Source organism: Streptomyces sp. NBC_00057, assembly GCF_045041165.1.
In the GTDB taxonomy this organism is placed as follows: domain Bacteria; phylum Actinomycetota; class Actinomycetes; order Streptomycetales; family Streptomycetaceae; genus Streptomyces.
On record NZ_CP108256.1, the window covers coordinates 5,977,637 to 6,003,703 of the forward strand.

Sequence of the window (26,067 nt, forward strand, 5' to 3'; positions counted from 1 at the left end):
CCGAACCGGACCTGAGGCCGGCTCCACGGACAGGCGGAACCCGTGCCCCCGCTCAGCAGATCGTTTGCGTAGTGTGGTGGGGGTATCGATCAACCGGCCGACACGGGGGAAGCAATGTCGTTCGACGAGGAGTGGGCCGGGCACAAGAGCCAGGCGGCGATGCGGCTCAACGGGACCGGCGAGAGCGGCAACAATGGGGACGCCGATCTGAAGACGAACCACGCGGGCAAGGCCGCAGCCATCAAGGCCCTGTCGACCGAAATAGAGCCCAAGACGGGGAATGCAGGGATCGTTGCCGACGAGTCCACCGGCAGCGCGGTGACAGGGTTCAAGGGCTGGGCCACGGCGACCGGGCTCAAGGAGGCGCTGGAGGAGTGGGGCCTGCAGGTGAAGAGCCTCCAGGCGCGACTGGCCAACGACAAGGCCTCCCTCCAGCAGACGAAGCGGAGCTACCTCCTCAACGACCACGAGGTCGGCAGCGAGTTGTCGAAGATCGGTGGTACGGGGCCGCTGCTCCAGGGTCCGTACGTGCCGGGCGCGCAAGGCTCCTACCCGACGGGCGGGCAGCAGTCGCCGCCCGTCTACGGGCCGTACGTACCGAACGCCGACTGACACTCGCACCGCACATCGCAAGGGGGGCAACGATGCTCACGTACCAGGATGTCGTCACGATCAAGCTGGATCCGCTGACCACGGCGGCAGGCAAGTGGGACGAGATGGCGAAGGCGTTCAAGGCTGTCGAGGACCTGTACAAGGGTCAGGTCCAGCCGGTGGCCGAGGACGGCAGTTGGCAAGGGTTCGCGGTCGGCTCGGCCTCCGCCCAGTTCAAGGCGACGCGGGCGCAGTTGCAGGGTGCGCAGACCGAGGCGAAGGCCATGGCCTCGCTGCTGCGGGACGCGCACGGGCAGTTCGTGACGTTGTGCAAGGTGGTCACCGACATGGTCGCCAAAGCGGTCGAGGACGACATGTCGGTCAACGACAAGGGCGAGGCCTCGTACGACTTCAGTAAGACCGCGAAGTACCACAACGACCCCGACTACTCGGACTTCGTACGCAAGCGCAAGGCCGCGGAGCAGACCTGGACCAAGCGGATCAAGGACGCCGTGCAGGCGGTCGACGACGCCGACCAGGGGGCGCAGCTCGCGTTCCGGAAGGCGGCCGGGGTGAAGACGGGCCTGGAGAAGCTCATGCCGGGCATGGCGCAGCACGGGTTCAACACGCAGGCCCTCGGCGACATCGAGCTGTACGAGGCACGTGAGGCCAAGGAATACGCGGACCGGCTCCTGGACGGCGACAAGCTCTCGGCGGCCGAACGCGCGGAATGGGATCGGCTGTACCGGGACAACGCCGACACCAAGGAGTTCAGCCGGACCCTGCTGGACTCGCTCGGCCCCGAGAAGACCATCCAGCTCGGGAACAAGCTCAACGATCTCGCGTACTTCGACGACACCGGCAACAAGAAGGACTACCTGGGCCTGGAGAAGGGGCTCGCGAACACGATCGCGGGGGCCACCCGGGTACCGGAGTTCAAGGACGAGCACGGCAAGCCGATCGCGTACGGGTCCAAGGCGTACCGGGAGAAGTTCGACGCCTGGACGAAGTCGGACGACGCCTCGTTCTACAACGACTGGCGCAAGGGACTGCAGAAGGCGGGCGTCGAGCAGTACGACCTCGAAGCCGCAGGCGAGAAGATCGCCATCGGCCGGGGCCACGACCAGCAGATCCGCGGCTACCAGGGCCTGGTCACGCTGATGCAGCAGGGGGACCACTACTCGCCGCAATTCCTGGCCGACGTCACGGACGACATGATCGCGGCCGAGAAGAAGGACAAGAACATCTGGGACCTGTACGGGGAGTTCGAGGGCAAGGACGACGGCTGGTTCGCCAACGACCCGGTCGACGGCTCCCTCCAGATCATGAGCAAGGACCCCGTGGCGTCCACCGGCTACCTGGACCCGGGCGCGGGCGGCGACGACGCCGAACACCGGACCAACGACCGGCTGAAGTACCTGATGGACCGCGACACGGACCTGGTGAACAACACCGGCTGGCGCGGCAACATCGACTACGTCGCGGCCGACACCGAGGACGCCGACGCCAAGTCCGGTCTCGGCGCGGTCATCGAGGCGGCATCGACAGGCTCGCCGGCCGGTTCGGACACCGGACGCGACGGCCATCACACCCTCGAACAGACCCGGGTCATGCAGGACACCATCGCGCTTCTCGACCGGCACGACAACGCCGAGAGCGTGCCCGGCAACATGCAGTCGCCGCTGGCCCGGGCCCTGGCCGACTACGCCCCGGACACGCACAACATCTTCGCCCAGGAGGCGGACTACGACTGGGAGTCGGGCGGGGACATCCGCTCCGACAAGGACGGGGCCCATCTCAACGTCGGCCAGGCCGCGCTGACCCGGATGCTCCGCGGGGTGGCGGAGGACCCCAAGGACTTCGCCATGCTGTACGAGGCGGAGCGGTTCCAGGCAGCGGAGGGGCTGGGCAACGCGCCGGACAGCCCCGGCCACGGCACCGAGAACTGGGACGTGCCCGCGCGCCGGACGGCGACCGGCCTCGGCGCGCTCAACGCCATCGGCGCCGACATCATCCTCGACGACCGGGACAACCGGAAGGGGTGGGCCGATGACGTGGCCCGCTACACGTACCACCTCGGCGGCGCCCCGCTGACCATGATCCCGGGGGTCGGCGACACCGCTCAGCGTGTGCTCGACGCCGCCACCTACGAATGGTCGAAGGACATCAAGGCCGAGGCCGACCAGATCGCCAAGGCGGAGACGACCAAGGATCTGATGGCGAAGAACATGGCCTCGCACGACCTGATCAACCAGTGGGCGGACGGCCGCGGCAAGGACTACGTGCACGACAAGGCAGTGCAGAACATGCGGGACGAGGCGTCTCAGACGTACATCACCGCACGGACGACGGCGCTGTCGGTACTGGGCAGGGACTGAGCACATGAGTACGCAGGACGACGGCGCGCGCGGCGCGCACGGCATGCGCCGCAAGCTGATGACCGGTGCGTCGGCCGTGGTGGCTCTCGCCCTCATCGGCGCAGGGGTGTTCTACGCGACCGGTGGCTACGACGACTGGCAGGCGGACCGTTCCCTGGACCGGGCCTGTGACGGTCTGCTGGACACCTCGGAGCTGAAGGCGCTGCTCGGCGCGGACCGGTTGCACAGCAAGGGCGCGGACCCGGCGCACTGTTCCGTGTCCGACCCGGGCGACGGCCACGCGTCGCTCCGGGTGGAGATCACCCGGGGTGCGGCCCCCGCCAGGCTGCTCGGCACTCTTCGGCGCGACAGCCCGCACATCGGCGGAACGCTGATGTCCCCGGTCGGCAACGGCCGTCCGGCGATCCTGAAGACGTCGGCGCAGATGGCGGCGGCCAGTGGGGCCCTGGCCTGCGGGCCGGGCGAGAGCGACAGCCTCACCGTGGTCATGACCGCGGTCCGCGACGGCTCGGGCACGGCGCTCGACCAGCCGGACCAGCGCGCCCGGCTGGCCCGCGCGCTGGCCGGCACCCTCGACCGGACCGCCGAGCAGTGGCACTGCGCCAGCGGACCGGCCGGAAGCGGCCGGATCACCACCGTCCCCGACGACACCACCCGGACCCTGAAGACCGCCGGCCGGACCACCGGCACCTGCAAGGGCATCGCGTCGTCCGCGTACGAGGCGGCCGCGGACGGCCCTGCTCCGGTCGAGGACTGCGTACTCGCCGACGCGTCCGGCACCCGGCTCTTCCAACTGTCCGCCTACTACGGGCCCTACGTGAAGGCAGCCCGCCTGGAGACCGTCCGCGGCAAGCGGTTCCTCACCGAGGCGGGCGGCACGGACGGGGTGTACTGGACGACCTCGGCCTGCAAGGACGGCGCTGCCCTGTTCAGCGTCGAGACCCTGTTCGACGAGGAGAAGAAGGACTTCCGCCCGGCGGACCCGAAGCTCCAGCGGGCGGCACTGAAGACGTTCGCCGAGAACTCGGCGAAACGCCATGGCTGCCCGTCCCCCCGAACGCTCCCGACCGACTGAACCACGCACACACAGCACGTTCTGCGTGAAGAGAGGCGGACCGGGGCGCGATCCGCCACGGCACCGAACGGATCGTCGGCACCGCCTCCGAGCGTCAAGACCTGGCCAATTGACCCGTGTCCCGTACAACTTTCCGGTCGGCCGGGAGTCATTCGTGTCGGGTGTGCCGGGGGCGCGCCCGTACAGATGACTCAGGGGACGGGAAAGCCTCATGACTGGATCCCACACAACCCGCCGTACGCGCGGCGCGTTGTCCGTCGCGCTTGCCGCGGGCGTGCTCGCACCCGTGGCGCTCGGCGCCTCGCCCGCCGCCGCCGCGACGCCGGCGGTGAGCTGCACGTCCGGCAAGGCGGGGCTGGCCGCCAAGCTGTCGAAGGACATCACCGCCGCACTCAAGGGGCGGAGGTCGACGACGGCCGTGGCGCTCTACGACCGGACCACCAGGACGAACTGCTCCTTGCGGGCGACGACGAAGTACGACTCCGCCAGCGTCGTGAAGGCGACCGTGCTGGCGACGCTGCTCTGGGACAACAAGAAGCACAACCGCTATCTCACCCAGCGCGAGATCAACCTCACCACCGCCATGATCACCAAGTCCGACAACAACGCGACCACCAGCCTGTGGAAGCAGCTCGGGGTGACCAAGGTCAAGGCGTTCCTGAAGGCCGCCGGGATGACGCACACCGTGCCCGGCTCCGGTGGCTACTGGGGGCTGACCCAGATCACAGCCCAGGACGAGCAGCGGCTGCTGACCCTGCTGACCGCCAAGAACTCCGTGCTGAGCGACAACTCGCGGGCGTACGAACTGGGCCTGATGCGCAAGGTCGTCTCCTCCCAGCGCTGGGGCACGCCCGCCGGTGCGCCGTCCGGCGTGACCGTCCAGGTCAAGAACGGCTGGCTGCCGCGCGCCACCCACGGCTGGCGGGTGCACAGCATCGGCGCCTTCACGGGCAAGGGGCACGACTACGCGATCACCGTGCTCACCCAGGACAACAAGACGATGAACGACGGCATCAACACCATTCAGGCCGTCGCCCGCGCCGTGCACAAGGACCTCAATCCGGCCGCCGGCGCGTTGACGACGGTCGCCCCGCCCGCCGCCCCGCAGGAAGCGGTGCCCGCGGTACCGGAGGCACCGGCGGTACGGATGCTCACCGCGACGCCGCAGCCGTAGCGGACGCGGCTGAGGCCGTCCTCGATCGCCGGACGCGGCATGCCCGTTCGGTGATCGAGGACGCAGCGGACTGCGGCGACCGACCGGCCTCGGCCCCGGGCATCGGTCAGCCGCCGACCGCCTGGGCACCGGCATCTGCCTCCGCCCCGGAACCCGCACGGGCGGTGAACGCCACACGCATCGTGTCGCCGTCGAGCTCCATGCTGAACGTGGAGTCCATGGCCCGCGCCAGGCGGGCCAGCAGCGGCACCGTGGGCATCGTGCCGCCGAGCTCCAGCTTGGAGACCTGCGGCTGCGTCATTCTGGCGCGCCGTGCCAGTTCGGTCTGCGCGATGCCGAGTTCGGTACGGCGATCGTAGACCGCCTGACCGAGATCCCAGGCCAGATCGAGCTCCTGGCGCCGCCTCACGCGCTCGGCACTCTCGGCGCTGTCGTCCCCCTCCGAAATGCTTTCTGCGACCTTCCGGTCCCGGGCGAGCTTCCACTCTGCGTGACTGACCACGTTGCTCTTCCTTTCTAGTGCCGCATCAGGCAACGTTCGCCCTGTTAACTACCTCGCGGAGCTGTTCGTTGACGGCATGTCTGTTCCGCCAGATGATGTAGCGGCGGATCATGCTGCCCTGCTCCTTGTGGCTGGCATGGTCGGTGCCGTCCAGTGCGCAGTAGCGCAGGGCCGTGAACTGGGCCTCGATGCGGTTCAGCCAGGAGCTGTTGGTCGGTGTGTAGGCGAACTCGATGTTGTTGGCTGCGGCCCAGTCGCCGACCCGGGTGTCCTTCTTCGTGGTCAGGTGCGGGGAGAAATTGTCGAGCACGATCGCGATCCGGATCTCGGGCGGGTGCAGGCTGCGCAGGTAGCGGCAGAATTCCGGGAACCTCGTCCGATTCTTCTTCGGCTTGATGTGGCCGTAGAGCTTGTCCTTGGCCAGGTCGTAGGCGGCGAAGAAATGCCTGACCCCGTGCGGGCGGGTGTAGGTCGCCCGTCGGCGGGGCCAGGGCTCCCGGTCGGGGTCCTTGTGCCGTCCGCCGCGCTCGGCCCACTGTCGCCCGGGGTGGGGCTGGAGGTTGAGCGGGCCGAACTCGTCGAGGCATAAGACGACGTCCGGTTCGCCGTCCTCGGGTATGACCTCGCCGTCGGCGATCGCATAGAGGTGCTCGATGCGGGCCTTCTTGGCGGCGTGGTCGGGGTCGCGGGAGGTCTTCCAGGTCTTCACGCGTTGAAACGACACGCCCTCCTCGCGGAGCAGGAGCCGAAGGCCCTCGTGGCTGATGTCATCGACCACCCCCTCGGCGACCAGGAAGTCGGCCAGTTTGGCCAGGCTCGAGGTCGAGAACGGCAGGCCGTGCTCGACCGGCTTAGACGTGGCGATCTTCTTGATCTCCCGGCGTTCCGGCAGGGTGAAGGTCTTCGGTCGCCCGCCCTTGCACTTGGGGTAGAGCGAGTCGAATCCGGCGGTCTTGAAGTTGTGGATCACGTCCCGGACCCGGTCCGCGCTGGTGAACGTCACTTCGGCGATCTTCGCCACCAACATGCCCTGGGCGGACAGCAGCACCATCTGGGCCCGCCGCCAGGTCACCACCGAGCCGGTGCCCCTGCGGATGATCCGCAGCAGGCGCTTGCCCTCGTCGTCATCGATCTCGCGGACGCGTACTCGTTCTGCCACCCGGACAGCCTGGCGGGACGGCGCTTGCCGGACCAGGAGGTGACTTCGGTTGGTCAGCCTGCTGTCGGGCTCTGCAGGACCTACGCTCGCATGAACCTGTGGCTCCGCTCCACTTTCGCCACATGCAGCGTATAGCTCTGGTACCACTCGGCTTGCCCACGCTTTTGCGCCGCGCGGTGCTCGGCGTTGCACCGCCACTCCGTGAGGGCGTCGGCGTCGCGGAAGTACCCGACGGTGATGCCCAGCCCGCCGGGAGTCTGCGCGTGGTCCATCCCCAGGAACCCAGGGACGTCCTTCACCAGGTCTTCCATGCGTGCGTTGGTCTCGCTGTAGCCGCTCTGATCCTGGGTTCGCACCGTAGTGAAGACAGCCACGTAGTAGGGGGGTTCATAGGCCTCGACGGGCGCGACAGGCGCTTCCGAGTGATCGCTCATGGCGCCACCGTAAGGCGGGATGCGCCCAACGATCCAGCGTCTTTCCTGAACGGGATACACGAGGGATCGGGCTCTTGACCAAAGCCGTCTGAGCTCTCCCCCAGCTCCCGGAAACGGCCACGAGCCTACCGGCTCACAGAACGGCGCAAGGGACGGGGAACACCAGGGCGAACGTTGGCTGATGCGGCACTAGACGTCGCGGCTGAACACGTCATGTGCCGGCTTGTGCCTTCGCAGACGGCCTTCGCCCGTCTGGCACGAACGACCTCGGCATTCTCGCGCTGCCGCGTCTTGCGGAAGACGGTCAGCAACACGACGCGGCGATCGGGCACGAGCCAGTACGAGATCCGTACGGCTTCGCGGCTGCGCCCCAGATCGAACCTCAGCTCCCGCACGCCGTCACCCAGGTGCCGTGAGCGCGGCTCGCTCAGCGTGGTCGCGCTCCGTGCCAGCCGGCCGACGGCGTGCTCCGCTCGTTCATAGTCGGCTGCGGACGGATTCGTCGGCCACAGTCGGACCTCCGGCTCGATCTCGATGAGGAAAAGGTCACCCATGTGAAGCAACGTATATATGGGCCAATGTATATCGCTTCGAAGTGGCGGTGAAGTCTCAGCAGGACGAGTCGGTGGGGCCTCGCCAGGTTGACGCAGTCGGTCGTAGGCCGGTCGTCGGACCGGCCTACGCCGCAAGCCCCGTCTTTGTAACGGCGGGATGAAATCCGCCGCCCACCGCGTTGGTGCCTTCCGGTAGACCAGGTCGAACGGGAGGCACCGGTGACGGACGCAGGGGACGCAGAGGGCACGGCGCAGGCCCCGGGCTGGGCTCGGCGGCTGAGCGGCTACGCATGGCGCTACCGGCGCAATGTGCTGCTGGCGCTCGGCTCGTCGCTGGCCGGCATGGCGGTGATGGCCCTCGTCCCGCTGATCACCAAGGTGATCATCGACGACGTCGTCGGCGACCACACGCGTTCCCTGGCCGTCTGGACCGGACTCCTCGTGGTCGCCGCCGTGCTGGTGTACATATCCACGTACATCCGCCGCTACTACGGCGGCCGGCTCGCCCTCGACGTACAGCACGACCTGCGTACCGAGATGTACGGGACGATCACCCGCCTGGACGGGAGGCGTCAGGACGAGCTGTCCACCGGACAGGTCGTCGGGCGCGCCACCAGCGACCTGCAGCTGATCCAGGGGCTTCTGTTCATGCTCCCGATGACCATCGGGAACGTGCTGCTCTTCATCATCTCCCTGGTGATCATGGCGTGGCTGTCGCCGCTGCTCACCCTGGTCGCGATCGCGGTCGCCCCCGCCCTCTGGTTCATCGCCCGCCGCTCCCGCTCCCGTCTCTTCCCCGCCACCTGGTACGCCCAGGGGCAGGCCGCCGCCGTCGCCGGAGTCGTCGACGGGGCCGTCTCCGGGGTCCGGGTCGTCAAGGGGTTCGGGCAGGAGGAGCAGGAGACCGGCAAGCTGCGCGAGGTCGGGCGCAGGCTCTTCGCCGGACGGCTGCGGACGATCCGGCTGAACTCCCGCTACACCCCCGCCCTCCAGGCCGTCCCCGCGCTCGGTCAGGTCGCGATGCTGGCCCTCGGCGGCTGGCTCGCCACCCGGGGTGAGATCACCCTCGGCACGTTCGTCGCGTTCTCCACCTACCTCGCCCAGCTCGTCGGCCCGGTCCGGATGCTCGCCATGGTCCTCACCGTCGGACAGCAGGCCCGGGCAGGCGTCGAGCGCGTACTGGAACTGATCGACACCGAGCCGACCATGAAGGACGGCACCAAGGAACTCCCGGCCGACGCCCCCGCGAGCGTCGAGTTCGACGACGTACGGTTCGGCTACGACGAGGAGCGCCCCGTCCTGGACGGCTTCTCGCTGACCATCGAGCCCGGTGAGACCGTCGCCGTCGTCGGCGCGTCCGGCAGCGGGAAGTCCACCGTCTCGCTGCTGCTGCCCCGCTTCTACGACGTGACGCACGGCGCCGTCCTGGTCGGCGGGCACGACGTCCGCGAGCTGACCCAGCAGTCCCTGCGCGCCGCCATCGGCCTCGTGCCGGAGGACAGCTTCCTGTTCTCCGACACCGTCCGCGCCAACATCGCCTACGGATTCCCGGACGCCACCCAGGAACAGATCGAGGAAGCGGCCCGCGCCGCCCAGGCCGACCGGTTCATCGCGGAGCTGCCCGAGGGCTACGACACCAAGGTCGGCGAGCACGGACTCACCCTCTCCGGCGGCCAGCGCCAGCGCGTCGCGCTCGCCCGCGCCATCCTCACCGACCCCCGGCTGCTCCTCCTCGACGACGCCACCTCCGCCGTCGACGCCCGCGTCGAGCACGAGATCCACGAGGCGCTGCGGCAGGTGATGGCAGGGCGGACGACCCTCCTGATCGCCCACCGCCGCTCCACCCTCGGCCTCGCCGACCGGATCGCCGTCCTGGAGCACGGCAGGCTCGCCGACATCGGTACGCACGAGGAGCTGGAGCGCCGCTCCGCGCTCTACCGGCGGCTGCTCACCGACCCGGACGAGCTGGGCGGCACCTCGCCCGGACACCAGCGGCTGACCACCACCGCCGCCGACACGACCCCCGAGGACGACCGCGCGCTCCAGGAAGAACTGGACGCCGAGTTCGACGCCGAGCGCGGCATCAGTCCCCACCTGTGGATCCGCAAGGAGGAGCCGCGCGACACCGGCGCGGCCGGCATGCCCGCGACGCCCGAGCTGCTCGCCCAGGTCGAGGCCCTGCCGCCCGCCACCGACACACCCGACATCGACGAGGCGCGGGCCGTCCGCGCCGAGGAGTCGTACGGGCTGCGCAGGCTGCTGCGCGGCTTCGGGCTGCCGCTCCTGGTGAGCCTGGCGCTGGTGGCGGTGGACGCGGGCGCCGGACTCCTGCTGCCCGTACTGATCCGGCACGGCATCGACCAGGGCGTCTCCCAGCTCGCACTCGGTGCCGTCTGGGCGGCGTCCGCGCTGGCCCTGGTGGTCGTGCTCGTGCAGTGGGCGGCCCAGATCGGTGAGACCCGGATGACGGGCCGCACCGGCGAACGGGTGCTGTACTCACTGCGGCTGAAGATCTTCGCGCAGCTCCAGCGGCTCGGCCTGGACTACTACGAACGCGAGCTGACCGGCCGCATCATGACCCGGATGACGACGGACGTGGACGCGCTGTCGACGTTCCTGCAGACCGGCCTGGTCACGGCCTTCGTCTCCGTCGTCACGTTCTTCGGCATCATGGTCGCGCTGCTGGTACTCGACGTACAGCTGGCCCTCGTCGTCTTCGCGACGCTGCCGGCGCTGGTCATCGGTACGTTCTTCTTCCGCCGCAAGAGCGTCAAGGCGTACGAGCTGGCCCGGGAACGCATCAGCGTCGTCAACGCCGACCTCCAGGAGTCCGTCTCCGGGCTGCGGATCGTGCAGGCGTTCCGCCGCGAGCGCGACGGCGCGGACCGGTTCGCGGGGCGCAGCGACCACTACCGCGAGGCCAGGGTCCGAGGTCAGTGGCTGATATCGGTCTACTTCCCGTTCGTGCAGCTCTTGTCGTCGGTGGCCGCGGCGGCCGTACTGATCGTGGGCGCGGGCCGGGTCGACAACGGCACGCTCACCACCGGTGCGCTGGTCGCGTACCTCCTCTACATCGACCTGTTCTTCGCCCCGGTGCAGCAGCTCTCCCAGGTCTTCGACGGTTACCAGCAGGCCACCGTCTCCCTCGGCCGTATCCAGGAACTCCTGCGGGAGCCGACCTCCACCGACGCCCCGGAGGAACCGCTGGACGTGCTGTCGCTGCGCGGCGAGATCGCCTTCGAGGACGTGTCCTTCGCATACGGCTCCGGCGACGACGCCGAGGAAGCCCTCATCGGTGTCGACCTGCGGATCCCGGCCGGTCAGACGGTCGCGTTCGTCGGCGAGACCGGTGCAGGGAAGTCCACCCTCGTCAAGCTCGTCGCCCGGTTCTACGACCCGACGGGCGGCCGGGTCACGGCGGACGGCACCGATCTGCGCCGCCTCGACCTCACCGCGTACCGGCACCGGCTCGGAGTCGTACCGCAGGAGGCCTACCTCTTCGCCGGTACGGTCCGCGACGCCATCGCGTACGGGCGGCCCGAGGCCACGGACGCCGAGGTGGAGGCGGCGGCGCGGTCGGTCGGCGCCCACGACATGATCGCCACCCTGGACGGCGGCTATCTGCACGAGGTCGCCGAGCGGGGCCGCAACCTCTCGGCCGGCCAGCGCCAGCTGATCGCACTCGCCCGCGCCGAGCTCGTCGACCCGGACGTCCTGCTGCTCGACGAGGCGACCGCCTCCCTCGACCTGGCCAGCGAGGCCCTGGTCAACCAGGCGACCGACCGGCTCACCGGCCGCCGTACCACCCTCGTCGTCGCCCACCGGCTGACGACCGCCGCCCGCGCCGACCGGGTCGTGGTGATGGACCACGGCCGGGTCGTCGAGGACGGCACGCACGACGAACTCCTCGCCCGGGAAGGGCACTACGCCGTGCTGTGGCGCACCTTCATAGGGGAGGACGAGCCCGCGGGGGTGTGAGAGCCGGGCCCGTCCACCCGGTTCACTCGCCGATGCCGGAGATCTTGCCGGTCTGAAGGTCCGACCGCACGGTCAGATACGAGTACGTGGGGTGCTTGCCGTTGCTCCAGGTGAGCCGCACCTTCGACCAGGTGTGGCCCGCGCCGCTGTCACCGGAGGTGACCCGGAAGGCGAGCGGGGTGTTCTGGGCGCGGAGCACACCGTCCGCGTGGTTGTGCTTCTCCCACGTCTTCAGCTGGGTGCGCAGGTGGGGCGTCAGATAGAACGTCCTCAGGGCGGTGGCGAGCTTGCCGCCGCCCTCCGCCGTGACGGCATCGACGTAGGCGGCGTAGAAGTGGGCAACCTGCTGGAAAGCCGGGGTGCCGGCGTCGCTGCGTACCGGCGCCGCGGCCACCGGGGCCTGCGGGGCAGCCGCGGCGGCCGGGACCGCGGCGACGACGGTGAGGAGAGCGGTGGCGAGCAGCGTCCGGCCGATGGTGCGCCGGCCGCGGGGGCCCTGTGAGTTGCGGAGTTGGAGCATGGCAGTTCCTGCCTTTCGTGTGGCTCTGCCCTGTTGGAGCCATGCTGTGGCGATTTGGTTGCTCCGGAGGCGGAGCGCGCCGGGTGCAACCTCCGGATGGCCTCCTGCGTCGTACGCATGTACGTGTATGTGTCGAGCAAGGGCGTAAATGTTCGATCGGACGATGGGGCTGCTGGTGATCAGAGGGACCGGAAAAGCCGGAGCGGTCGGCGGGGGCGGAAGTGGCCGGGGGTGCCGGATGCTTGTGCGTCTGTTCGTCCTGCCGCTGGTGGCCGCCGTCGGCCTGGTGCTCGGCGGCAGTGCGGCGAACAGCGCGGACGCCGCAACGGCCTGCGCTGGGCGCCCCGCGAAGACGGTCGGGTTCAAGACCGGCGAGCTGCGCGTCTACAAGAACCGCTCCTACGCCTGCGCGGTCGCGGTCGCGAAGAAGCCGGGTCCGCGCCGCACGATGTCCGTGCGCATCCAGGCGCGCGGCGGCAGCCCCGTCGTCGACAGCGGCAGTTACACCCGACAGGCAGGCCCGGTGACGGTCCACGCGCTGAACCGGTGCGTCCGGGCCTCGGCCACGATCTCGGGAAGGTCCGGCTCCACGGACTGGATTCTCTGCTGACGGCGGCGGCTCGTCGCCGCTCCGTGCGAACAGGGTCTGGCGGTACAGGTGTTGCCCCGCTAGGTTCACGACGTCTGTTGTGAATCAAGGGGAGGGTGCATGCGCAAGGCGCTCAGAGGGTTCCTGTCGCTCGCGGTGCTCATCGGCACAGCGAGTGCGACGGGTGCCTCGGCCGGGGCGGCCACCGCCGCGGAACCGACCGCGTTCCGGAGCACGGCCGGCAGTGACAGCGGCACGAGTACGGACATCAGGGACCGCATCCTGGCCATCCCGGGAATGAGTCTCATCGAGGAGAAGCCGTACGACGGCTACCGCTACTTCGTCCTCGACTACACCCAGCCGATCGATCACCGGCACCCGTCCAAGGGCACCTTCCAGCAGCGCATCACCCTGCTGCACAAGGACACGTCCCGCCCGACGGTCTTCTACACCAGCGGCTACAACGTCTCCACGAACCCCAGCCGCTCCGAGCCGACCCGGATCGTCGACGGCAACCAGGTCTCCCTGGAGTACCGGTTCTTCACCCCGTCCCGCCCGGCGCCCGCCGACTGGTCCAAGCTCGACATCTGGCAGGCCGCCAGCGACCAGCACCGCGTCTTCACCGCGCTGAAGCAGATCTACACCAAGAACTGGCTGACCACCGGCGGCTCCAAGGGCGGCATGACCGCCACGTACTTCGAGCGCTTCTACCCCAAGGACATGGACGGCGTCGTCGCGTACGTCGCGCCCAACGACGTGGTCAATAAGGAGGACTCGGCGTACGACCGGTTCTTCGGACACGTCGGCACCAAGGAGTGCCGCGACAAGCTGAACGGGGTGCAGCGCGAGGCGCTGATCCGCCGCGAGCCGCTGGAGAAGAAGTACGAGGAGTACGCCGCCGAGAAGGGCTACACCTTCAACACCGTCGGCTCGCTCGACAAGGCGTACGAAGCCGTCGTCATGGACTACGTCTGGGCGTTCTGGCAGTACAGCCTGCTGTCCGACTGCGACACCATCCCGGCCGACGCCAAGAACGCCCCCGATCAGGCGATCTGGGACTCGATCGACTCGATCTCCGGCTTCTCCGCCTACTCCGACCAGGGCCTGGAGAAGTACACCCCGTACTACTACCAGGCGGGGACCCAGCTCGGCTCGCCGGACATCGAGCAGCCGTGGCTCGGCAAGCTGAGCCGGTACGGATACCAGCCGCCGCGCAACTTCGTGCCGAGCTCCATCCCGATGAAGTTCCAGCCGTCGGTGATGCGCGACGTCGACAGCTGGGTGAAGCACCACGCCAATCACATGCTGTACGTGTACGGGCAGAACGACCCGTGGGGCGCGGAGCGCTTCCGGCTCGGGGCGGGCGCCCGTGACAGCTATGTCATGACCGTGGCCGGCGGCAACCACGGCTCCAACGTGGCCGGGCTCGCCGACGACGAAAAGGCGAAGGCCACCGCGGCCATCCTGCGCTGGGCGGGCGTCGCCCCGGCCGCCGTGCAGGACGACCCGGCGAAGGCGAAGCCGCTCGCGAAGTTCGACGAACGGCTCGACAAGCGGGACGTGACGAGCGAGCGCGGGCTGCGGCCGTAAGCGGTCCTCGCGAAGGGGACCTCGTGAAGCGGTCCTCGTGCCAAGGAAGGGGCTGTGCGTGTGCACAGCCCCTTCCCGGTTCCCGTGGGTTTAGACCGACCGGCAAATGGGGGGCGGCGTCACGGGGCTGGGCACGCACATCTGCGGCGTTGTCGTCAGTCGACAACTCCCCCATAGCCCTGAAGGCATGGGGGGACCCCCTTCGCGTTGCCTCCCTCCTCCGCCTTGCAGCTGCACGCACCCAGCCCCGCTCCTTCTCCCACCCCCCATTTGCCGGTCGGTCTTAGTACGTCAGCCCGTAACCGACCGGGTGCAGCACCTGCGCCGGATCGTCCGCGCGCTGCACCGGCACCGGCAGGGCGCCCTCCGGTTCGGCGCGGCCCGCGATCACCCGGGCGGCGGCCCGCAGTTCGACATCGGTCCAGGAGTACGTGGCCAGGTTCGCCGCGAACCCGGTCCCGGACAGCTGGGCGATGTCGTACGGATTGCGGATCGCGACCGTGATCACCGGGATGCCGGTTGCCGCGAGGGCGCTCACCAGGGTGCGCTGCGAGCTGGTCGCCGAGACGTTGTACGTCCCCACGATCACCGCGTCCTTGCCCCGTGCGGCCGCCACCGCCTCGTCGATCTTCGCCTTGGTGGGGGCGGTGCCGGTGGACAGCGCGGTTGCCGCGTACCCCAGTTCCACGAAGGCGGTGGCCAGGGTGGTGGTCGGCGGTCCGGTGGTGCCGGACGGGGAGGCCGGATCGGCGCCGACCACGAGGAGGTTCTTGTGGGAGCGGCGGGAGAGCGGCAGCACCGCGCCGTCGTTGGCGAGCAGTGTGGTCGTGCGCTCGGCGATCCGGTCGGCGGCGGCGAGATGGGCCCGCGTCCCGACGGTACGGTCCACCCCCGCATGGCTGACGAACGGGTCGTCGAACAGCCCGAGCTTCGTCTTCAGCCGCAGGATCCGCAGGATCGATTCCTCGATCCTGGCCTCGCTGATCTCACCGTTCTTCACGGCTTCCAGGACGGCGTTCCAGGAGACGTCGAGGTTCGGCGGGTTGAGCAGCTGGTCGACGCCCGCCCGAAGCGCGAGGACCGGCACGCGCTCGTCGCCGTACTTGGTCCGTACGCCCTCCATGCCGAGCGAGTCGGTGACCACGACGCCGTCGTAGCCGAGCTCCTCGCGCAGGATGCCGGTGAGGATCGGGCGGGACAGCGTCGCCGGGTCCTCGGCGGGATCCAGTGCCGGGACCACGATGTGTGCGGTCATGATCGAGTCGATGCCCGCGGCGATCGCGGCCCGGAACGGCGGCTCGTCCAGCTCCGCCCACTGCTCCCGGGTGTGGCGGATGACGGGCAGACCGGTGTGGCTGTCGGTGTTGGTGTCGCCGTGGCCGGGGAAGTGCTTGGCGGTCGAGGCGATGCCGCTGCTCTGATACCCCTTCACCTGGGCGGCGACCATCCCGGCGACGGACTGCGGGTCGGAGCCGAAGGAACGTACGCCGATCACCGGGTTGGCCGGGTTGACGTTGACGTCGGCGTCCGGGGCGTAGTTCTGGTTGATGCCGATCGCGGCCAGTTCGGCGCCCGCGATCTGCCCGGCCCGGCGGGCGTCGGAGCGCGAACCGCCGGCGCCCAGCGCCATCGCGCCCGGCATCAGGGTGGCGGGCTCGCCGACGCGGCAGACGATGCCGTGCTCCTGGTCGGTGGAGACGAGGAGCGGCAGGGGGGTGGGGCCGGCGAGGCCGGCGCGCTGGATGCCGTTGGAGAGGTCGGCGATCTGGTGCGGGTCGCGGGTGTTGTGCGCCCAGGCGAAGTAGATGATCCCGCCGACGTGGTACTTGTCGATCATCTCGGCGGCGGTACGGACCCCGATCTCCGCCATGTTGGCGTCGATGTCGGCCTGGTCGGGCTCGGTGGCGGAGTGCCCGTACACCCGCATCACGAAGAGCTGCCCGACCTTCTCCTCCAGGGTCATCCGGGAGATGAGCCGCTTGAGGCGCTCGGTGGTGGCGGCTGAGGTGTGGTGCCCGCCGCTGTGCCCGCTGCTCGCGGACCTCTGGGCGGCGACGGCGCCGGGGGCGACGACCCCGCCCGTGACGGCGGCTGCGGCGGTCGCGGCGGTGGCGGTGAGGAGGGTGCGTCTGGAGGGGCGGTGGTGCACGTGAGCTCCTTCGGCCGTACTTGAGGACGAGGGGGGTGGTGAAAGAAACTTCCAAGGAGCACGGATATCCAGAAAATAACTTCCGGTCAAGGGTCCGGACCGTTTTGAGCCCGTCCGGTGATCGGGGAGGTGCGGGCGAATCCGGGCAGGTCCGGTGATCGGGGCGCGGGGTCGGGACAACTGCCGGGACCCCTCACCTCCTCAGCCCCACCGCGGCCCCGTGCGCCTGGAGTGCCGACACCGCCGCCGTGATCGCGGGCCGCCGGGCCGCCTCCGTACGCCACAGCGCGTACAGCCGTCGCACCGGTACGGGATCGAGCGGCACCGCCACGACCCCCGCCGGCAGCGGCCCCCGCCCCAGTCGCGGGATCATCGCGACCCCGAGACCGGCGGCGAGCAAAGCCAGTTGGGTGTGGTTCTCCTCCGCCTGGTGCCGGATGTCGGGCTCGTAACCCGCCGCACGCAGCGTCCGTACGAGCCAGTCGTGGCAGACCGTCCCCGGCGGCTGGCAGATCCACCGCTCCTTCGCCAGTTCCTCGCGCCGCACCGCGTCCCGCCCGGCGAGCCGATGGCCCTCGGGCACCAGCAGATCGCACCGGTCGTCACCGATCACCGCCTGCGCCACCCCCTCCGGGGCGGGCAGCGGGGCGATGTCCCAGTCGTGCGCGACCGCCAGATCGATCACGCCCTTGGCCACCAGGTCGACCGAGAGATGCGGATCGACCTCGGTCAACCGGACGTCCAGGACCGGATGGTCCCGGTCCAGCCCGGCCAGTACGCCGGGCAGCAGCCCGCGCGCCGCGGACGCGAACGCGCCGATCGACAGCCGCCCCGTGGGCAGCCCCCTGCGCTCCTCCAGCGTCGTTTCCGCGCGCTCCACGATCGCCAGCAACTGCTGGGCCGTCTCGGCCAGATGGAGCGCCTCCTCGGTCAGTGCGACACCGCGCCCGCGGCGTTCGAGGAGGGTCGTACGGGTCTCCCGCTCCAGCTTGGTGATCTGCTGCGAGACCGCCGACGGTGTGTAGCCGAGCGCGGCGGCGGCGCCCGCGACGGAGCCATGGACGGAGACGGCGTGCAGTGCACGCAGCCGGGACATATCGAGCATCGGAACCTCCCGGATGCAGGCCCTCGCGATTCGTTAGCAACGCTCAATTCCACCATGAAGAAATCCGCGCTGGTGCTACATGGTCGGTGCGGGCGATGCTCGGTGCATGCGTCCCCTCCACATCGCCCTGGCCGCCCTGGTGGCCGCCGTCTGGGGTGTCAACTTCGTCGTCATCGAGGTCGGCCTCGGGCACTTCCCGCCGCTGCTCTTCTCCGCCCTGCGCTTCCTGGTCGCCGCGCTGCCCGCGGTCTTCTTCGTCGGCCGGCCCAAGGTCGCGTGGAAGTGGATCGTGAGTGTCGGGCTCGTCCTCGGAGTGGCGAAGTTCGGGCTGCTCTTCATCGGCATGGACCGCGGAATGCCCGCCGGTCTCTCCTCCCTCGTGCTCCAGGTCCAGGCGGTCTTCACCGCCCTCTTCGCGGCGCTCGCACTGGATGAACGGCCGGGAAAGGTCAGGGCGTTGGGGATGGGGGTGGCCCTCGTGGGCATAGGGGTGGCCGCGGTCGACGAGGGCGCGAGCGGGCCCGTACTCGCCTTCGTCCTGGTGATCGCGGCGGCGGCCTGCTGGGGTGTGTCCAACGTACTGACCCGCAAGGCCGCGCCGCCCGACTCCCTCAACTTCATGGTGTGGGTCTCGACCGTGCCCGTACTGCCGCTGCTCGGTCTCTCCCTCCTCTTCGAGGGCTGGGACCGCGACGCCGACGCGCTGGCCGCGCTCGACTGGAGCGGCGTCGGGATCATCGTCTACGTCGCCTGGATCACCACCGTTTTCGGCTTCGGGGCGTGGGGTTTCCTGCTGCGTCACTACCCGGCGTCGTCCGTGGCCCCGTTCACCCTGCTCGTCCCGGTCTTCGGGATGTCATCGGCGGCGCTGCTGCTCGACGAGTCGGTGAGCCCACTGCGGTGGTGCGCGGCGGTACTGCTGGTCGGCGGGGTGGCCCTCACGTCGCTGGCGGGGGCGCGGCGGACCGGCCGGGCGGCGTCGGATCGGGCTCCCGAGCCCGAGGGGACTGCGGGACCTGCGGAGCCGGAGACACCGGAACCGGCACCGCGCCCGGCACGGGCCTGACCGCAGCCGCCTACGACTTGGGTGCCCCCAGCCGCAGCAGATGCTCCCGCCCCGCGCTCAGCAGCCCCGGCAGCTCCGCCGCCCCCGGGTGCCACCGCTTCTCGTACTCCCAGCAGACCCAGCTGTCCGGGTCCAGCGTGTCCAGGCAGGCTCCCAGCGGCAGCACCCCGGCACCCAGCGCCAACGGCTCGGTGTCCTCGGCCGATGCGATGTCCTTCACCTGTACGTAGCCCAGGTGCGGGGCCAGCACCGCATGGCTCGCGGCAGGTTCCTCGCCCGCCAGCCAGGTGTGCATGACGTCCCAGAGCGCGCCGATCTGCCCGTGCCCGACTGTCCCGACGACCCGGGCCACATCGGCGCCCGCCCGGTGCGAGTCATGGGTTTCGAGCAGGATGCGTACGCCCAGGTCGGCGGCGTACGGCGCGGCGGCGGCCAGCCGGCGGGCAGCGGTTGCATCGGCCACGGCGGGGTCCTGGTCACCGCCGCCGGGGAAGACCCGGACGTTCTTCGCACCCAGGTCGTGCGCCAGCTCCACCAGCCCGGCGAGCTCGTCCAGCGCTGCCCGGTCGTCCCCCTCGGCCGCGACCCGGACATACCCGGCGACGGTCAGGATCTCGACGCCACCCTTCTTGAACTCCTCGACGACATCGGCCCGTTCGAGCGCCGAGATGCCCGGGTGCACCGGTTCCTCGGGGTGGGCGCGCAGCTCCACCCCCTGATAACCGTGCTCTGCGGCCAGCCGGACGACATCGGCCACCGGCATCCCCGGCACTCCGAGGGTCGAGAAAGCGAGCTTCATGTGCGTGTTCCTTCCATCGGTACGTGTCACCGCGCCGTACGCGCCGGACAGCGACCGGCACATCATCGGCCCGGGATGTGACATACCGGTACCCCCGGGTCGGGGGTGCAACCTCAGCCCACCCGCGGCGGCGCCGTGGACCCCCGCACCATCAGCTCCGCCGCGATCGTCGCGATGCCGCCCGGCGGCGGCGTCTCCTTGCCCATCGCCAGCCGGCCCGCCCGCGCGCCCGCCTCGAACAGCGGCAGTCGTACGGTCGTCAGCGCCGGTACCGCGTCCACCGAGAACGGCAGATCGTCGAAGCCCGCCACCGAGATGTCCTCGGGGATGCGCAGACCGCTCTCCCGGATCGCCGCACAGGCGCCCAGCGCCACCGTGTCGTTGGCGGCGACGACAGCCGTCACCTCCGGCTCGCGGCGCAGGAGTTCGAGGGTGGCGTCGTAGCCGGAGCGGCGGTCGTAGGGGCCGTGGACGGTGAGGCGCTCCTCGTCGCCGGCGAGGCCCGCCGCTCTCATCGCGTCGCGGTGACCCTCAAGACGGTGCCGGGTCGTCGTCCGCTCCAACGGGCCCGCGACATAGCCGATCCGCCGGTGGCCGAGTGAAAGCAGATGCTCGGTGAGGCGACGCCCCCCGACCCGGTTGTCGAAGGCCAGTGCGGCCACGACCGCCTCGCTGTCCGGCAGCGGGGGCCGCCCGCACAGCACCACCCGGGTGCCCGCGTCCGCGAGTTTCGCCAGCTTGGCGGACATTGCTGCCTGGTGCGCCGGGTCCTCCACGGCGCCTCCGGTGAGGATGACGGCCGCGGCGCGCTGGCGCTGGAGCAGGGTGAGATAGGTGAGTTCGCGCTCGGGGGAGCCGCCGGTGTTGCAGACGATGGCGAGCTTTTCGCCGCCCGCCCGGCCCGAACCGTCCCCGGGTCCGCCGATCTCGGTCTGCGCCGCCCCCGCCATGATCCCGAAGAACGGGTCGGCGATGTCGTTGACCAGGATGCCGACCAGGTCGGACGTGGCCGCTGCGAGTGCACTCGCGGGCCCGTTGAGCACATAGTCCAGGTCGTCCACCGCGCGCAGGACTCGCTCCCGGGTGGACGCGGCCACCGGGTAGTTGCCGTTCAGCACGCGGGAGACGGTGGCCGGGGACACCCGGGCGCGGGCCGCCACATCCGCGAGGGTGACTGTCATCGCTTCCTCCGAGGGTTTTGGACCGAGCCCTCTTGTCCGGGCCGCTGTCGGCAGGCTAGCGTCATACCGTATAGAAAGCGCTTGCTACGGCTGTATGGAGGGAACTTCGTGACACGCAGGACAGTGCGCATCGCCATGAACGGCGTCACGGGTCGCATGGGATACCGGCAGCACCTGGTGCGCTCGATCCTCGCGATCCGCGAGCAGGGCGGCCTCGATCTCGGCGGCGGCGATGTGCTGTGGCCCGAGCCCGTTCTGGTCGGCCGCCGCGCCCATGCGCTGGAGGAGCTCGCCGACCGGCACGGTCTGACCGAGTGGTCGACCGACCTCGACGCGGTCCTCGCGGACGACAGCATCGACATCTACTTCGACGCCCAGGTCACCTCGGCCCGCGTCGAGGCGATCAAGAAGGCGATCGCCGCGGGCAAGCACATCTACACCGAGAAGCCCACCGCCACGGACGTCGAGGGCGCCCTGGAGCTGGCCCGCCTGGCCCGTGACGCCGGGATCAAGCACGGCGTCGTCCAGGACAAGATCTTCCTGCCGGGCCTGCTGAAGCTGAAGCGACTCATCGACGGCGGCTTCTTCGGCGAGATCCTCTCCGTACGCGGCGAGTTCGGCTACTGGGTCTTCGAGGGCGACTGGCAGGAGGCCCAGCGCCCGTCCTGGAACTACCGCGCCGAGGACGGCGGCGGCATCGTCGTCGACATGTTCCCGCACTGGGAGTACGTGCTCCACGAGCTGTTCGGCCGGGTCTCCACCGTCCAGGCGCACGTCCAGACGCACATCCCGCAGCGCTGGGACGAGCAGGGGAAGCCGTACGCCGCCACCGCCGACGACGCCGCGTACGGCATCTTCCAGCTGGAGAGCGGAGCTGTCGCGCAGATCAACTCCTCCTGGACGGTCCGCGTCAACCGCGACGAGCTCGTCGAGTTCCAGGTCGACGGAACCCACGGCTCCGCCGTCGCCGGACTCCGCAACTGCCGTGTCCAGCACCGCTCGGCCACCCCCAAGCCGGTCTGGAACCCGGACCTCCCGGTCACCGAGTCGTTCCGCGACCAATGGCAGGAAGTCCCCGACAACGCCGTCTTCGACAACGGCTTCAAGGCCCAGTGGGAGCTCTTCCTGCGCCACATCGTGCTCGACGAGCCGTACACCTGGGACCTGATGGCCGGCGCACGCGGCGTCCAGCTCGCCGAGCTGGGCCTGAAGTCCTCCGCCGAGGGCCGCCGCTTCGACGTACCGGGGCTGACGCTGTGACGATCCACCTCCCGCAGGGCCCGTACGAACCCCGCACCACCCCGCTCGACCTCGCCCCCGGCAGTGCTCCCCTCGCCTCCCGTACGGTCTTCTCCGCCGCCCATGTCGTCGCCGACCCGTACGCCGACATCAGCCCCGACTCACCGGCCGCCGTCGACTGGGACGCCACCCTCGCCTTCCGCCGCCACCTCTGGTCGCACGGTCTCGGTGTCGCCGAAGCCATGGACACCGCCCAGCGCGGCATGGGGCTGGACTGGGCCGGCGCGGCCGAACTGATCCGCCGTTCCGCCGCCGAGGCGAAGGCGGTCGGCGGCCGCATCGCCTGTGGCGTGGGCACCGACCAGCTTCCCGCCGGACCCGTCTCGCTCGCCGAGGTGCGGTCCGCGTACGAGGAGCAGCTCACCCTCGTCGAGTCAGGCGGCGCCCAGCCCATCCTGATGGCCTCCCGCGCGCTCGCCGCCGCGGCAAAGGGGCCCGAGGACTACCTGGAGACGTACGCGCACCTCCTGCGCCAGGCCTCGGAACCGGTCGTCCTGCACTGGCTCGGCCCGATGTTCGACCCGGCGCTGGAGGGCTACTGGGGCTCCTCGGACCTCGACGCCGCCACCGACACCTTCTTGAAGGTCATCGCCGAGCACCCGGACAAGGTCGACGGCATCAAGATCTCGCTCCTGGACGCCGAGCGCGAGATCGACGTCCGCCGCCGTCTGCCCGGCGGGGTCCGCTGCTACACCGGCGACGACTTCAACTACCCCGAGCTGATCGCGGGCGACGACCGGGGCTTCAGCCACGCGCTGCTCGGCATCTTCGACCCGCTGGGCCCGCTGGCCGCACACGCGGTACGGGTCCTGGACACCGGGGACGTCCAGGGCTTCCGGGACCTCCTCGACCCCACGGTCGAGCTGTCCCGCCACCTCTTCCAGGCGCCCACCCGCTTCTACAAGACGGGCGTGGTCTTCCTCGCCTGGCTGGCCGGCCATCAGGACCACTTCACCATGGTCGGCGGCCTGCAGTCCGCGCGCTCGCTGCCGCATCTGGCGAAGGCGTACGAACTCGCGGACCGGCTGGGCCTGTTCCCCGACCCGGAGCTGGCCGAATCCCGGATGCGCGCCCTGCTCGCGGTCAACGGAGGCACCCGATGAGCGACGGCCGTCTCTCCATCAACCAGGAGACCATCAAGCAGTGGTCGCTGCCCGAACTCACCGAGGGCTGCGTCAAGGCGGGCATCGACAAGGTCGGCCTGTGGCGGGCCCCCGTGCAGGAGTACGGCATCGAGCGCACCGCCCGACTGCTCGCCGATTCCGGCCTCTCGGTCACCAGCCTCTGCCGAGGCGGCTTCTTCACCGCCATCGACCCGGCGGAACGGGCCCGCGCCCTGGACGACAACCGCGCCGCGCTCGACGAGGCGGCGGCCCTGTCCACCGACACCCTGGTCCTCGTCTCCGGCGGCCTCCCGGCGGGCAGCAAGGACCTGCACGGCGCGCGTGAGCGGATCGCGGACGCCCTGGGCGAACTCGCACCGTACGCGGCCGAGCGAGGCGTACGTCTGGCGATCGAACCGCTGCACCCGATGTTCGCCTCGGACCGCTGCGTCGTCTCCACGCTCTCCCAGGCCCTGGACATCGCGGAACGCTTCCCCGCCGAGCAGGTCGGGGTGGTCGTCGACACGTACCACATCTGGTGGGACGACCAGGCGGCCGCACAGATCGCCCGGGCGGGCGCGGGCGGCCGTATCCACTCCTTCCAGCTGGCGGACTGGATCACCCCGCTCCCGGCGGGCGTCCTGCTCGGCCGGGGCCAACTGGGCGACGGGGCCGTGGACTTCCGCGCGTTCCGCACACGGGTCGAGGCCACCGGCTTCACCGGACCGATCGAGGTGGAGATCTTCAACGAGGCCCTCTGGGCCCGCGACGGCGCCGAAGTCCTCGCGGAGGTCGCGTCCCGGTACGCCGAACACGCCTGCTGAGAAGGCCTTTTGCCGTCAGGGTAAAGAGATCACCAAGACGTGCAACCGTTCGGCACCCTCCCGGGTCATATCTGGCGTCGGGCGCTTCCGGGGAGGGATCCGGGGGGATCGGGAAGCCCTGACGGAGGGGGAAAGCGAGGGGGGTCCGGTCTTTCGACCGGACCCCGTTTCGTCTCCTGGGCGCAGATGCGTCGGTCATGTTCTCCGCTGGGGTCTCCGCGTTGAGCCGCAGGCGACGGAGACGTTCCGCGCCGGCTGAGGGCGAGGCTCAGGTATCGAACTCGCCCACCCAGTTGCGCTTCAGAAGAGCCACGGGCAGGTACTCGGACTCGACCTCGATCGCTACGCGTCGAACTCGCCGCGCCAGGCGAAGTCCAGCAGGGCGCTCGGCAGGTAGCCGGACTCGACCTCGATCGGAATGCCGTTGGCCTTCGCCAGGCACGCCACCGCCAACGGGGCGATGGCCACGACTCCTTCGATGTTCTGGGTGCGGTCCTCGTCGGCCGTCCAGTACTCCTTGTGCCAGCGAAGAGCGTCGTTCAGGGCCTCGTTGAAGCCTGCTGCGTCGTTGCGCAAGTAGCGGTAGAACATCATGATCGGCGGGTACTCCAGCTTGCCCATGGTCTCGGCATCGAGGACGTGGGTGACCTCGGGAGCGCTCAGGTCCACGGCCCGCACCAGGTGCTGGCTGACGTCGTCACGCCGCAGCCAGAAGCTCCGGAGGGTCTCCACCCAGGCGTAGACGTACTCGTCCAGCACTCCGCCACAGTCACGCAGCAACGACGCCGGCACTTGCGCCAGCATGTCGAGGCGGGCCGTCTCCCGGCAGATCAGCGCCAGGAAGAAGGCGTTGAGCCAGGTCCCCGCATTGAGATAGAACTGCGGTCCGGTAGCGGCGAGTTGCCGCTCCTCCTGGCGGATCTTGCAGGTCACCGTCTCCTGATCGGTGAACGTGGCGGCGAAGACCGCCGAGTGCACCTGCATGGTCAGCAGCCAGGATTCCCAGGTCTCCAGCATCACCGCATCCGGGTCCCCGACGCAGCGGATGCGCGCCACGTTCAGCGACGTGGTCAGCGCCCCGCTCCTGGCGCGATGTGAGGTCCCGATGGTCTGCAGCGAATTTGCCAGGGACTTCTCCATGACGGGGACGGCTGCCTCCATCTCAGCCACTGGATAGCTCTGGCGGGACACGCGTAACCACTGATCTCCCTTGTCAGATTCAGATCTTGAAGTATTCGAGGACCGCTCCGGCGTACGTACCCTTGCCCTCGACGGCCTGCCGCTGTCAGACCCTCGTGCCAGGCTGTCGCCCATGAGCACTCCCGACCGCGCCATGCCGCCCCTGGACGCCGACGAGCGGACGTCGCTGACGAGCTGGCTGGACTTCTACCGCACCACCCTTGCCCAGAAGTGCGAGGGCCTCGACGACGAGCGGTTGCGTGAGGCATCCGTGGAGCCCTCGCCGATCAGCCTGCTCGGCCTCGTCCAGCACATGGCGGAGGTCGAGCGGAACTGGTTCCGTCGGGTCCTGGTCCAGGAGGACGCGCCGCCGATCTTCACCCCCGACGCCGACCCGTCGGCCGACGACGGCGGGTTCGATCTCGTCGAAGGGGCGGGCTACGACAAGGCCCTGTCGTTGTGGCAGGCGGAGGTTGCGCGGGCCAGGGCGAATTGCGCCGCCCGGTCGCTCGACGACACCAGCCCGTTCATGGGCGGGCAGGTCACCCTGCGCTGGATATACACGCACATGATCGGCGAGTACGCCCGCCACTGCGGGCACGCCGACCTCATCCGCGAGCGTATCGACGGCCGTACGGGGTTCTGAGGGCCGGCGCTGGTGCGAGGGGGCCGGGCCGGGATTGCCAGTGCGAGCCGGTAGCGTCGGTCCATGTCCAACATGGCCGTCCTCGAAGGGGTCCTGGAGCGGCCGACGAGGCCACCCGGCGCCGGATCGCCACGGGCTGCACCGTCGCCTTCTTCCGCCGGTACCTCACGGG

Annotated in this window: 22 protein-coding genes; 12 read left to right on the forward strand and 10 right to left on the reverse strand. The window is 69.9% G+C overall.

Going from position 1 to position 26,067, the window contains the following annotated elements; genetic code table 11:
* The first annotated feature begins 114 nt into the window (after window positions 1-114).
* The 4 genes from OG953_RS28155 to OG953_RS28170 all read left to right on the forward strand — a co-directional run bounded on the left by OG953_RS28155 (window position 115) and on the right by OG953_RS28170 (window position 5,218).
* Entirely contained in the window at window positions 115-612 is a 498-nt protein-coding gene (locus OG953_RS28155; RefSeq protein WP_405687749.1) for a hypothetical protein, read from the forward strand.
* Window positions 613-644: 32 nt separating this feature from the next.
* Window positions 645-2,969 (forward strand): hypothetical protein, encoded by a 2,325-nt coding sequence (locus OG953_RS28160; protein ID WP_405687751.1) that lies wholly within the window; start codon window positions 645-647, stop codon window positions 2,967-2,969.
* Window positions 2,970-2,973: 4 nt separating this feature from the next.
* Window positions 2,974-4,044, forward strand: coding sequence for a hypothetical protein (locus tag OG953_RS28165; protein ID WP_405687752.1), 1,071 nt, complete (start codon window positions 2,974-2,976; stop codon window positions 4,042-4,044).
* A 211-nt stretch (window positions 4,045-4,255) separates the two neighbouring features.
* A complete protein-coding gene (locus tag OG953_RS28170; protein ID WP_405687753.1) occupies window positions 4,256-5,218 on the forward strand; it encodes a serine hydrolase in 963 nt (320 codons plus the stop codon).
* Between the two features lie 106 nt (window positions 5,219-5,324).
* Here the strand turns inward: OG953_RS28170 and OG953_RS28175 are convergent, their stop codons facing one another.
* From OG953_RS28175 to OG953_RS28190, 4 genes are all read right to left on the reverse strand, one after another.
* Window positions 5,325-5,720, reverse strand: a complete 396-nt coding sequence (locus OG953_RS28175; protein ID WP_405687754.1) for a helix-turn-helix domain-containing protein — start codon at window positions 5,718-5,720, stop codon at window positions 5,325-5,327.
* Between the two features lie 25 nt (window positions 5,721-5,745).
* Complete coding sequence (locus tag OG953_RS28180; RefSeq protein ID WP_405687755.1) at window positions 5,746-6,879, reverse strand: IS630 family transposase; 1,134 nt, start codon at window positions 6,877-6,879, stop codon at window positions 5,746-5,748.
* Window positions 6,880-6,959: 80 nt separating this feature from the next.
* A complete protein-coding gene (locus tag OG953_RS28185; RefSeq protein WP_405687756.1) occupies window positions 6,960-7,313 on the reverse strand; it encodes an antibiotic biosynthesis monooxygenase family protein in 354 nt (117 codons plus the stop codon).
* Window positions 7,314-7,438: 125 nt separating this feature from the next.
* Window positions 7,439-7,867 (reverse strand): type II toxin-antitoxin system RelE/ParE family toxin, encoded by a 429-nt coding sequence (locus OG953_RS28190; RefSeq protein WP_405687758.1) that lies wholly within the window; start codon window positions 7,865-7,867, stop codon window positions 7,439-7,441.
* 219 nt (window positions 7,868-8,086) lie between these two features.
* On the opposite strand from OG953_RS28190, the gene OG953_RS28195 reads away from it, so the two are divergent.
* The gene (locus OG953_RS28195; RefSeq protein WP_405687760.1) at window positions 8,087-11,845 is read left to right on the forward strand and encodes an ABC transporter ATP-binding protein; all 3,759 of its coding nucleotides are present in this window, start codon (window positions 8,087-8,089) and stop codon (window positions 11,843-11,845) included.
* 22 nt (window positions 11,846-11,867) lie between these two features.
* Here OG953_RS28195 and OG953_RS28200 read toward each other — a convergent pair whose 3' ends face one another.
* Window positions 11,868-12,365: a hypothetical protein gene (locus OG953_RS28200; protein WP_405687761.1), complete on the reverse strand. Its 498-nt coding sequence runs from the start codon at window positions 12,363-12,365 to the stop codon at window positions 11,868-11,870.
* A gap of 238 nt (window positions 12,366-12,603) precedes the next feature.
* Here OG953_RS28200 and OG953_RS28205 point away from each other — a divergent pair, with 238 nt between their 5' ends.
* Window positions 12,604-12,975 (forward strand): hypothetical protein, encoded by a 372-nt coding sequence (locus tag OG953_RS28205; RefSeq protein WP_405687762.1) that lies wholly within the window; start codon window positions 12,604-12,606, stop codon window positions 12,973-12,975.
* 99 nt (window positions 12,976-13,074) lie between these two features.
* On the forward strand, window positions 13,075-14,544 hold the full coding sequence (locus OG953_RS28210) for a S28 family serine protease (RefSeq protein WP_405687763.1): 1,470 nt from the start codon (window positions 13,075-13,077) through the stop codon (window positions 14,542-14,544).
* A gap of 283 nt (window positions 14,545-14,827) precedes the next feature.
* On the opposite strand, the gene OG953_RS28215 is transcribed toward OG953_RS28210, so the two are convergent.
* Window positions 14,828-16,693, reverse strand: a complete 1,866-nt coding sequence (locus tag OG953_RS28215; protein ID WP_405687765.1) for a glycoside hydrolase family 3 protein — start codon at window positions 16,691-16,693, stop codon at window positions 14,828-14,830.
* Between the two features lie 193 nt (window positions 16,694-16,886).
* The gene (locus OG953_RS28220) at window positions 16,887-17,798 is read right to left on the reverse strand and encodes a LysR family transcriptional regulator (RefSeq protein ID WP_405687766.1); all 912 of its coding nucleotides are present in this window, start codon (window positions 17,796-17,798) and stop codon (window positions 16,887-16,889) included.
* A gap of 106 nt (window positions 17,799-17,904) precedes the next feature.
* On the opposite strand from OG953_RS28220, the gene OG953_RS28225 reads away from it, so the two are divergent.
* Window positions 17,905-18,864 (forward strand): EamA family transporter, encoded by a 960-nt coding sequence (locus OG953_RS28225; RefSeq protein WP_405687768.1) that lies wholly within the window; start codon window positions 17,905-17,907, stop codon window positions 18,862-18,864.
* Between the two features lie 10 nt (window positions 18,865-18,874).
* Here OG953_RS28225 and OG953_RS28230 read toward each other — a convergent pair whose 3' ends face one another.
* Window positions 18,875-19,663 (reverse strand): sugar phosphate isomerase/epimerase family protein, encoded by a 789-nt coding sequence (locus tag OG953_RS28230; protein WP_405687769.1) that lies wholly within the window; start codon window positions 19,661-19,663, stop codon window positions 18,875-18,877.
* A 113-nt stretch (window positions 19,664-19,776) separates the two neighbouring features.
* Window positions 19,777-20,844 carry a LacI family DNA-binding transcriptional regulator gene (locus OG953_RS28235; RefSeq protein WP_405687770.1) on the reverse strand — a complete coding sequence of 356 codons (1,068 nt, stop codon included), beginning with the start codon at window positions 20,842-20,844 and terminating at the stop codon, window positions 19,777-19,779.
* Between the two features lie 108 nt (window positions 20,845-20,952).
* On the opposite strand from OG953_RS28235, the gene OG953_RS28240 reads away from it, so the two are divergent.
* Genes OG953_RS28240 through OG953_RS28250 form a run of 3 tightly spaced genes read left to right on the forward strand, consistent with a single transcriptional unit; the run spans window position 20,953 to window position 24,070 of the window.
* Window positions 20,953-22,104 (forward strand): Gfo/Idh/MocA family protein, encoded by a 1,152-nt coding sequence (locus OG953_RS28240; protein ID WP_405687772.1) that lies wholly within the window; start codon window positions 20,953-20,955, stop codon window positions 22,102-22,104.
* Complete coding sequence (locus tag OG953_RS28245; protein ID WP_405687773.1) at window positions 22,101-23,246, forward strand: dihydrodipicolinate synthase family protein; 1,146 nt, start codon at window positions 22,101-22,103, stop codon at window positions 23,244-23,246. The genes OG953_RS28240 and OG953_RS28245 overlap by 4 nt, the downstream gene beginning before the upstream one ends.
* Window positions 23,243-24,070, forward strand: a complete 828-nt coding sequence (locus tag OG953_RS28250; RefSeq protein ID WP_405687775.1) for a sugar phosphate isomerase/epimerase family protein — start codon at window positions 23,243-23,245, stop codon at window positions 24,068-24,070. Before OG953_RS28245 ends, OG953_RS28250 begins: the two co-directional genes overlap by 4 nt.
* 342 nt (window positions 24,071-24,412) lie before the next feature.
* Here OG953_RS28250 and OG953_RS28255 read toward each other — a convergent pair whose 3' ends face one another.
* Window positions 24,413-25,231: an immunity 49 family protein gene (locus OG953_RS28255; protein ID WP_405687776.1), complete on the reverse strand. Its 819-nt coding sequence runs from the start codon at window positions 25,229-25,231 to the stop codon at window positions 24,413-24,415.
* A 151-nt stretch (window positions 25,232-25,382) separates the two neighbouring features.
* Between OG953_RS28255 and OG953_RS28260 the strand changes: the two genes are divergently transcribed.
* A complete protein-coding gene (locus OG953_RS28260) occupies window positions 25,383-25,895 on the forward strand; it encodes a DinB family protein (RefSeq protein WP_405687778.1) in 513 nt (170 codons plus the stop codon).
* Window positions 25,896-26,067 lie beyond the last annotated feature (172 nt).

Coding starts and splice junctions, on each gene's coding strand:
- OG953_RS28155 (WP_405687749.1), top strand. CDS start 115: ATGTCGTTCGACGAGGAGTGGGCCGGGCACAAGAGCCAGGCGGCGATG.
- OG953_RS28190 (WP_405687758.1), bottom strand. CDS start 7,867: ATGGGTGACCTTTTCCTCATCGAGATCGAGCCGGAGGTCCGACTGTGG.
- OG953_RS28260 (WP_405687778.1), top strand. CDS start 25,383: ATGAGCACTCCCGACCGCGCCATGCCGCCCCTGGACGCCGACGAGCGG.
- OG953_RS28235 (WP_405687770.1), bottom strand. CDS start 20,844: ATGACAGTCACCCTCGCGGATGTGGCGGCCCGCGCCCGGGTGTCCCCG.
- OG953_RS28205 (WP_405687762.1), top strand. CDS start 12,604: ATGCTTGTGCGTCTGTTCGTCCTGCCGCTGGTGGCCGCCGTCGGCCTG.
- OG953_RS28210 (WP_405687763.1), top strand. CDS start 13,075: ATGCGCAAGGCGCTCAGAGGGTTCCTGTCGCTCGCGGTGCTCATCGGC.
- OG953_RS28165 (WP_405687752.1), top strand. CDS start 2,974: ATGAGTACGCAGGACGACGGCGCGCGCGGCGCGCACGGCATGCGCCGC.
- OG953_RS28170 (WP_405687753.1), top strand. CDS start 4,256: ATGACTGGATCCCACACAACCCGCCGTACGCGCGGCGCGTTGTCCGTC.
- OG953_RS28250 (WP_405687775.1), top strand. CDS start 23,243: ATGAGCGACGGCCGTCTCTCCATCAACCAGGAGACCATCAAGCAGTGG.
- OG953_RS28200 (WP_405687761.1), bottom strand. CDS start 12,365: ATGCTCCAACTCCGCAACTCACAGGGCCCCCGCGGCCGGCGCACCATC.
- OG953_RS28220 (WP_405687766.1), bottom strand. CDS start 17,798: ATGCTCGATATGTCCCGGCTGCGTGCACTGCACGCCGTCTCCGTCCAT.
- OG953_RS28225 (WP_405687768.1), top strand. CDS start 17,905: ATGCGTCCCCTCCACATCGCCCTGGCCGCCCTGGTGGCCGCCGTCTGG.
- OG953_RS28160 (WP_405687751.1), top strand. CDS start 645: ATGCTCACGTACCAGGATGTCGTCACGATCAAGCTGGATCCGCTGACC.
- OG953_RS28185 (WP_405687756.1), bottom strand. CDS start 7,313: ATGAGCGATCACTCGGAAGCGCCTGTCGCGCCCGTCGAGGCCTATGAA.
- OG953_RS28230 (WP_405687769.1), bottom strand. CDS start 19,663: ATGAAGCTCGCTTTCTCGACCCTCGGAGTGCCGGGGATGCCGGTGGCC.
- OG953_RS28255 (WP_405687776.1), bottom strand. CDS start 25,231: ATGGAGGCAGCCGTCCCCGTCATGGAGAAGTCCCTGGCAAATTCGCTG.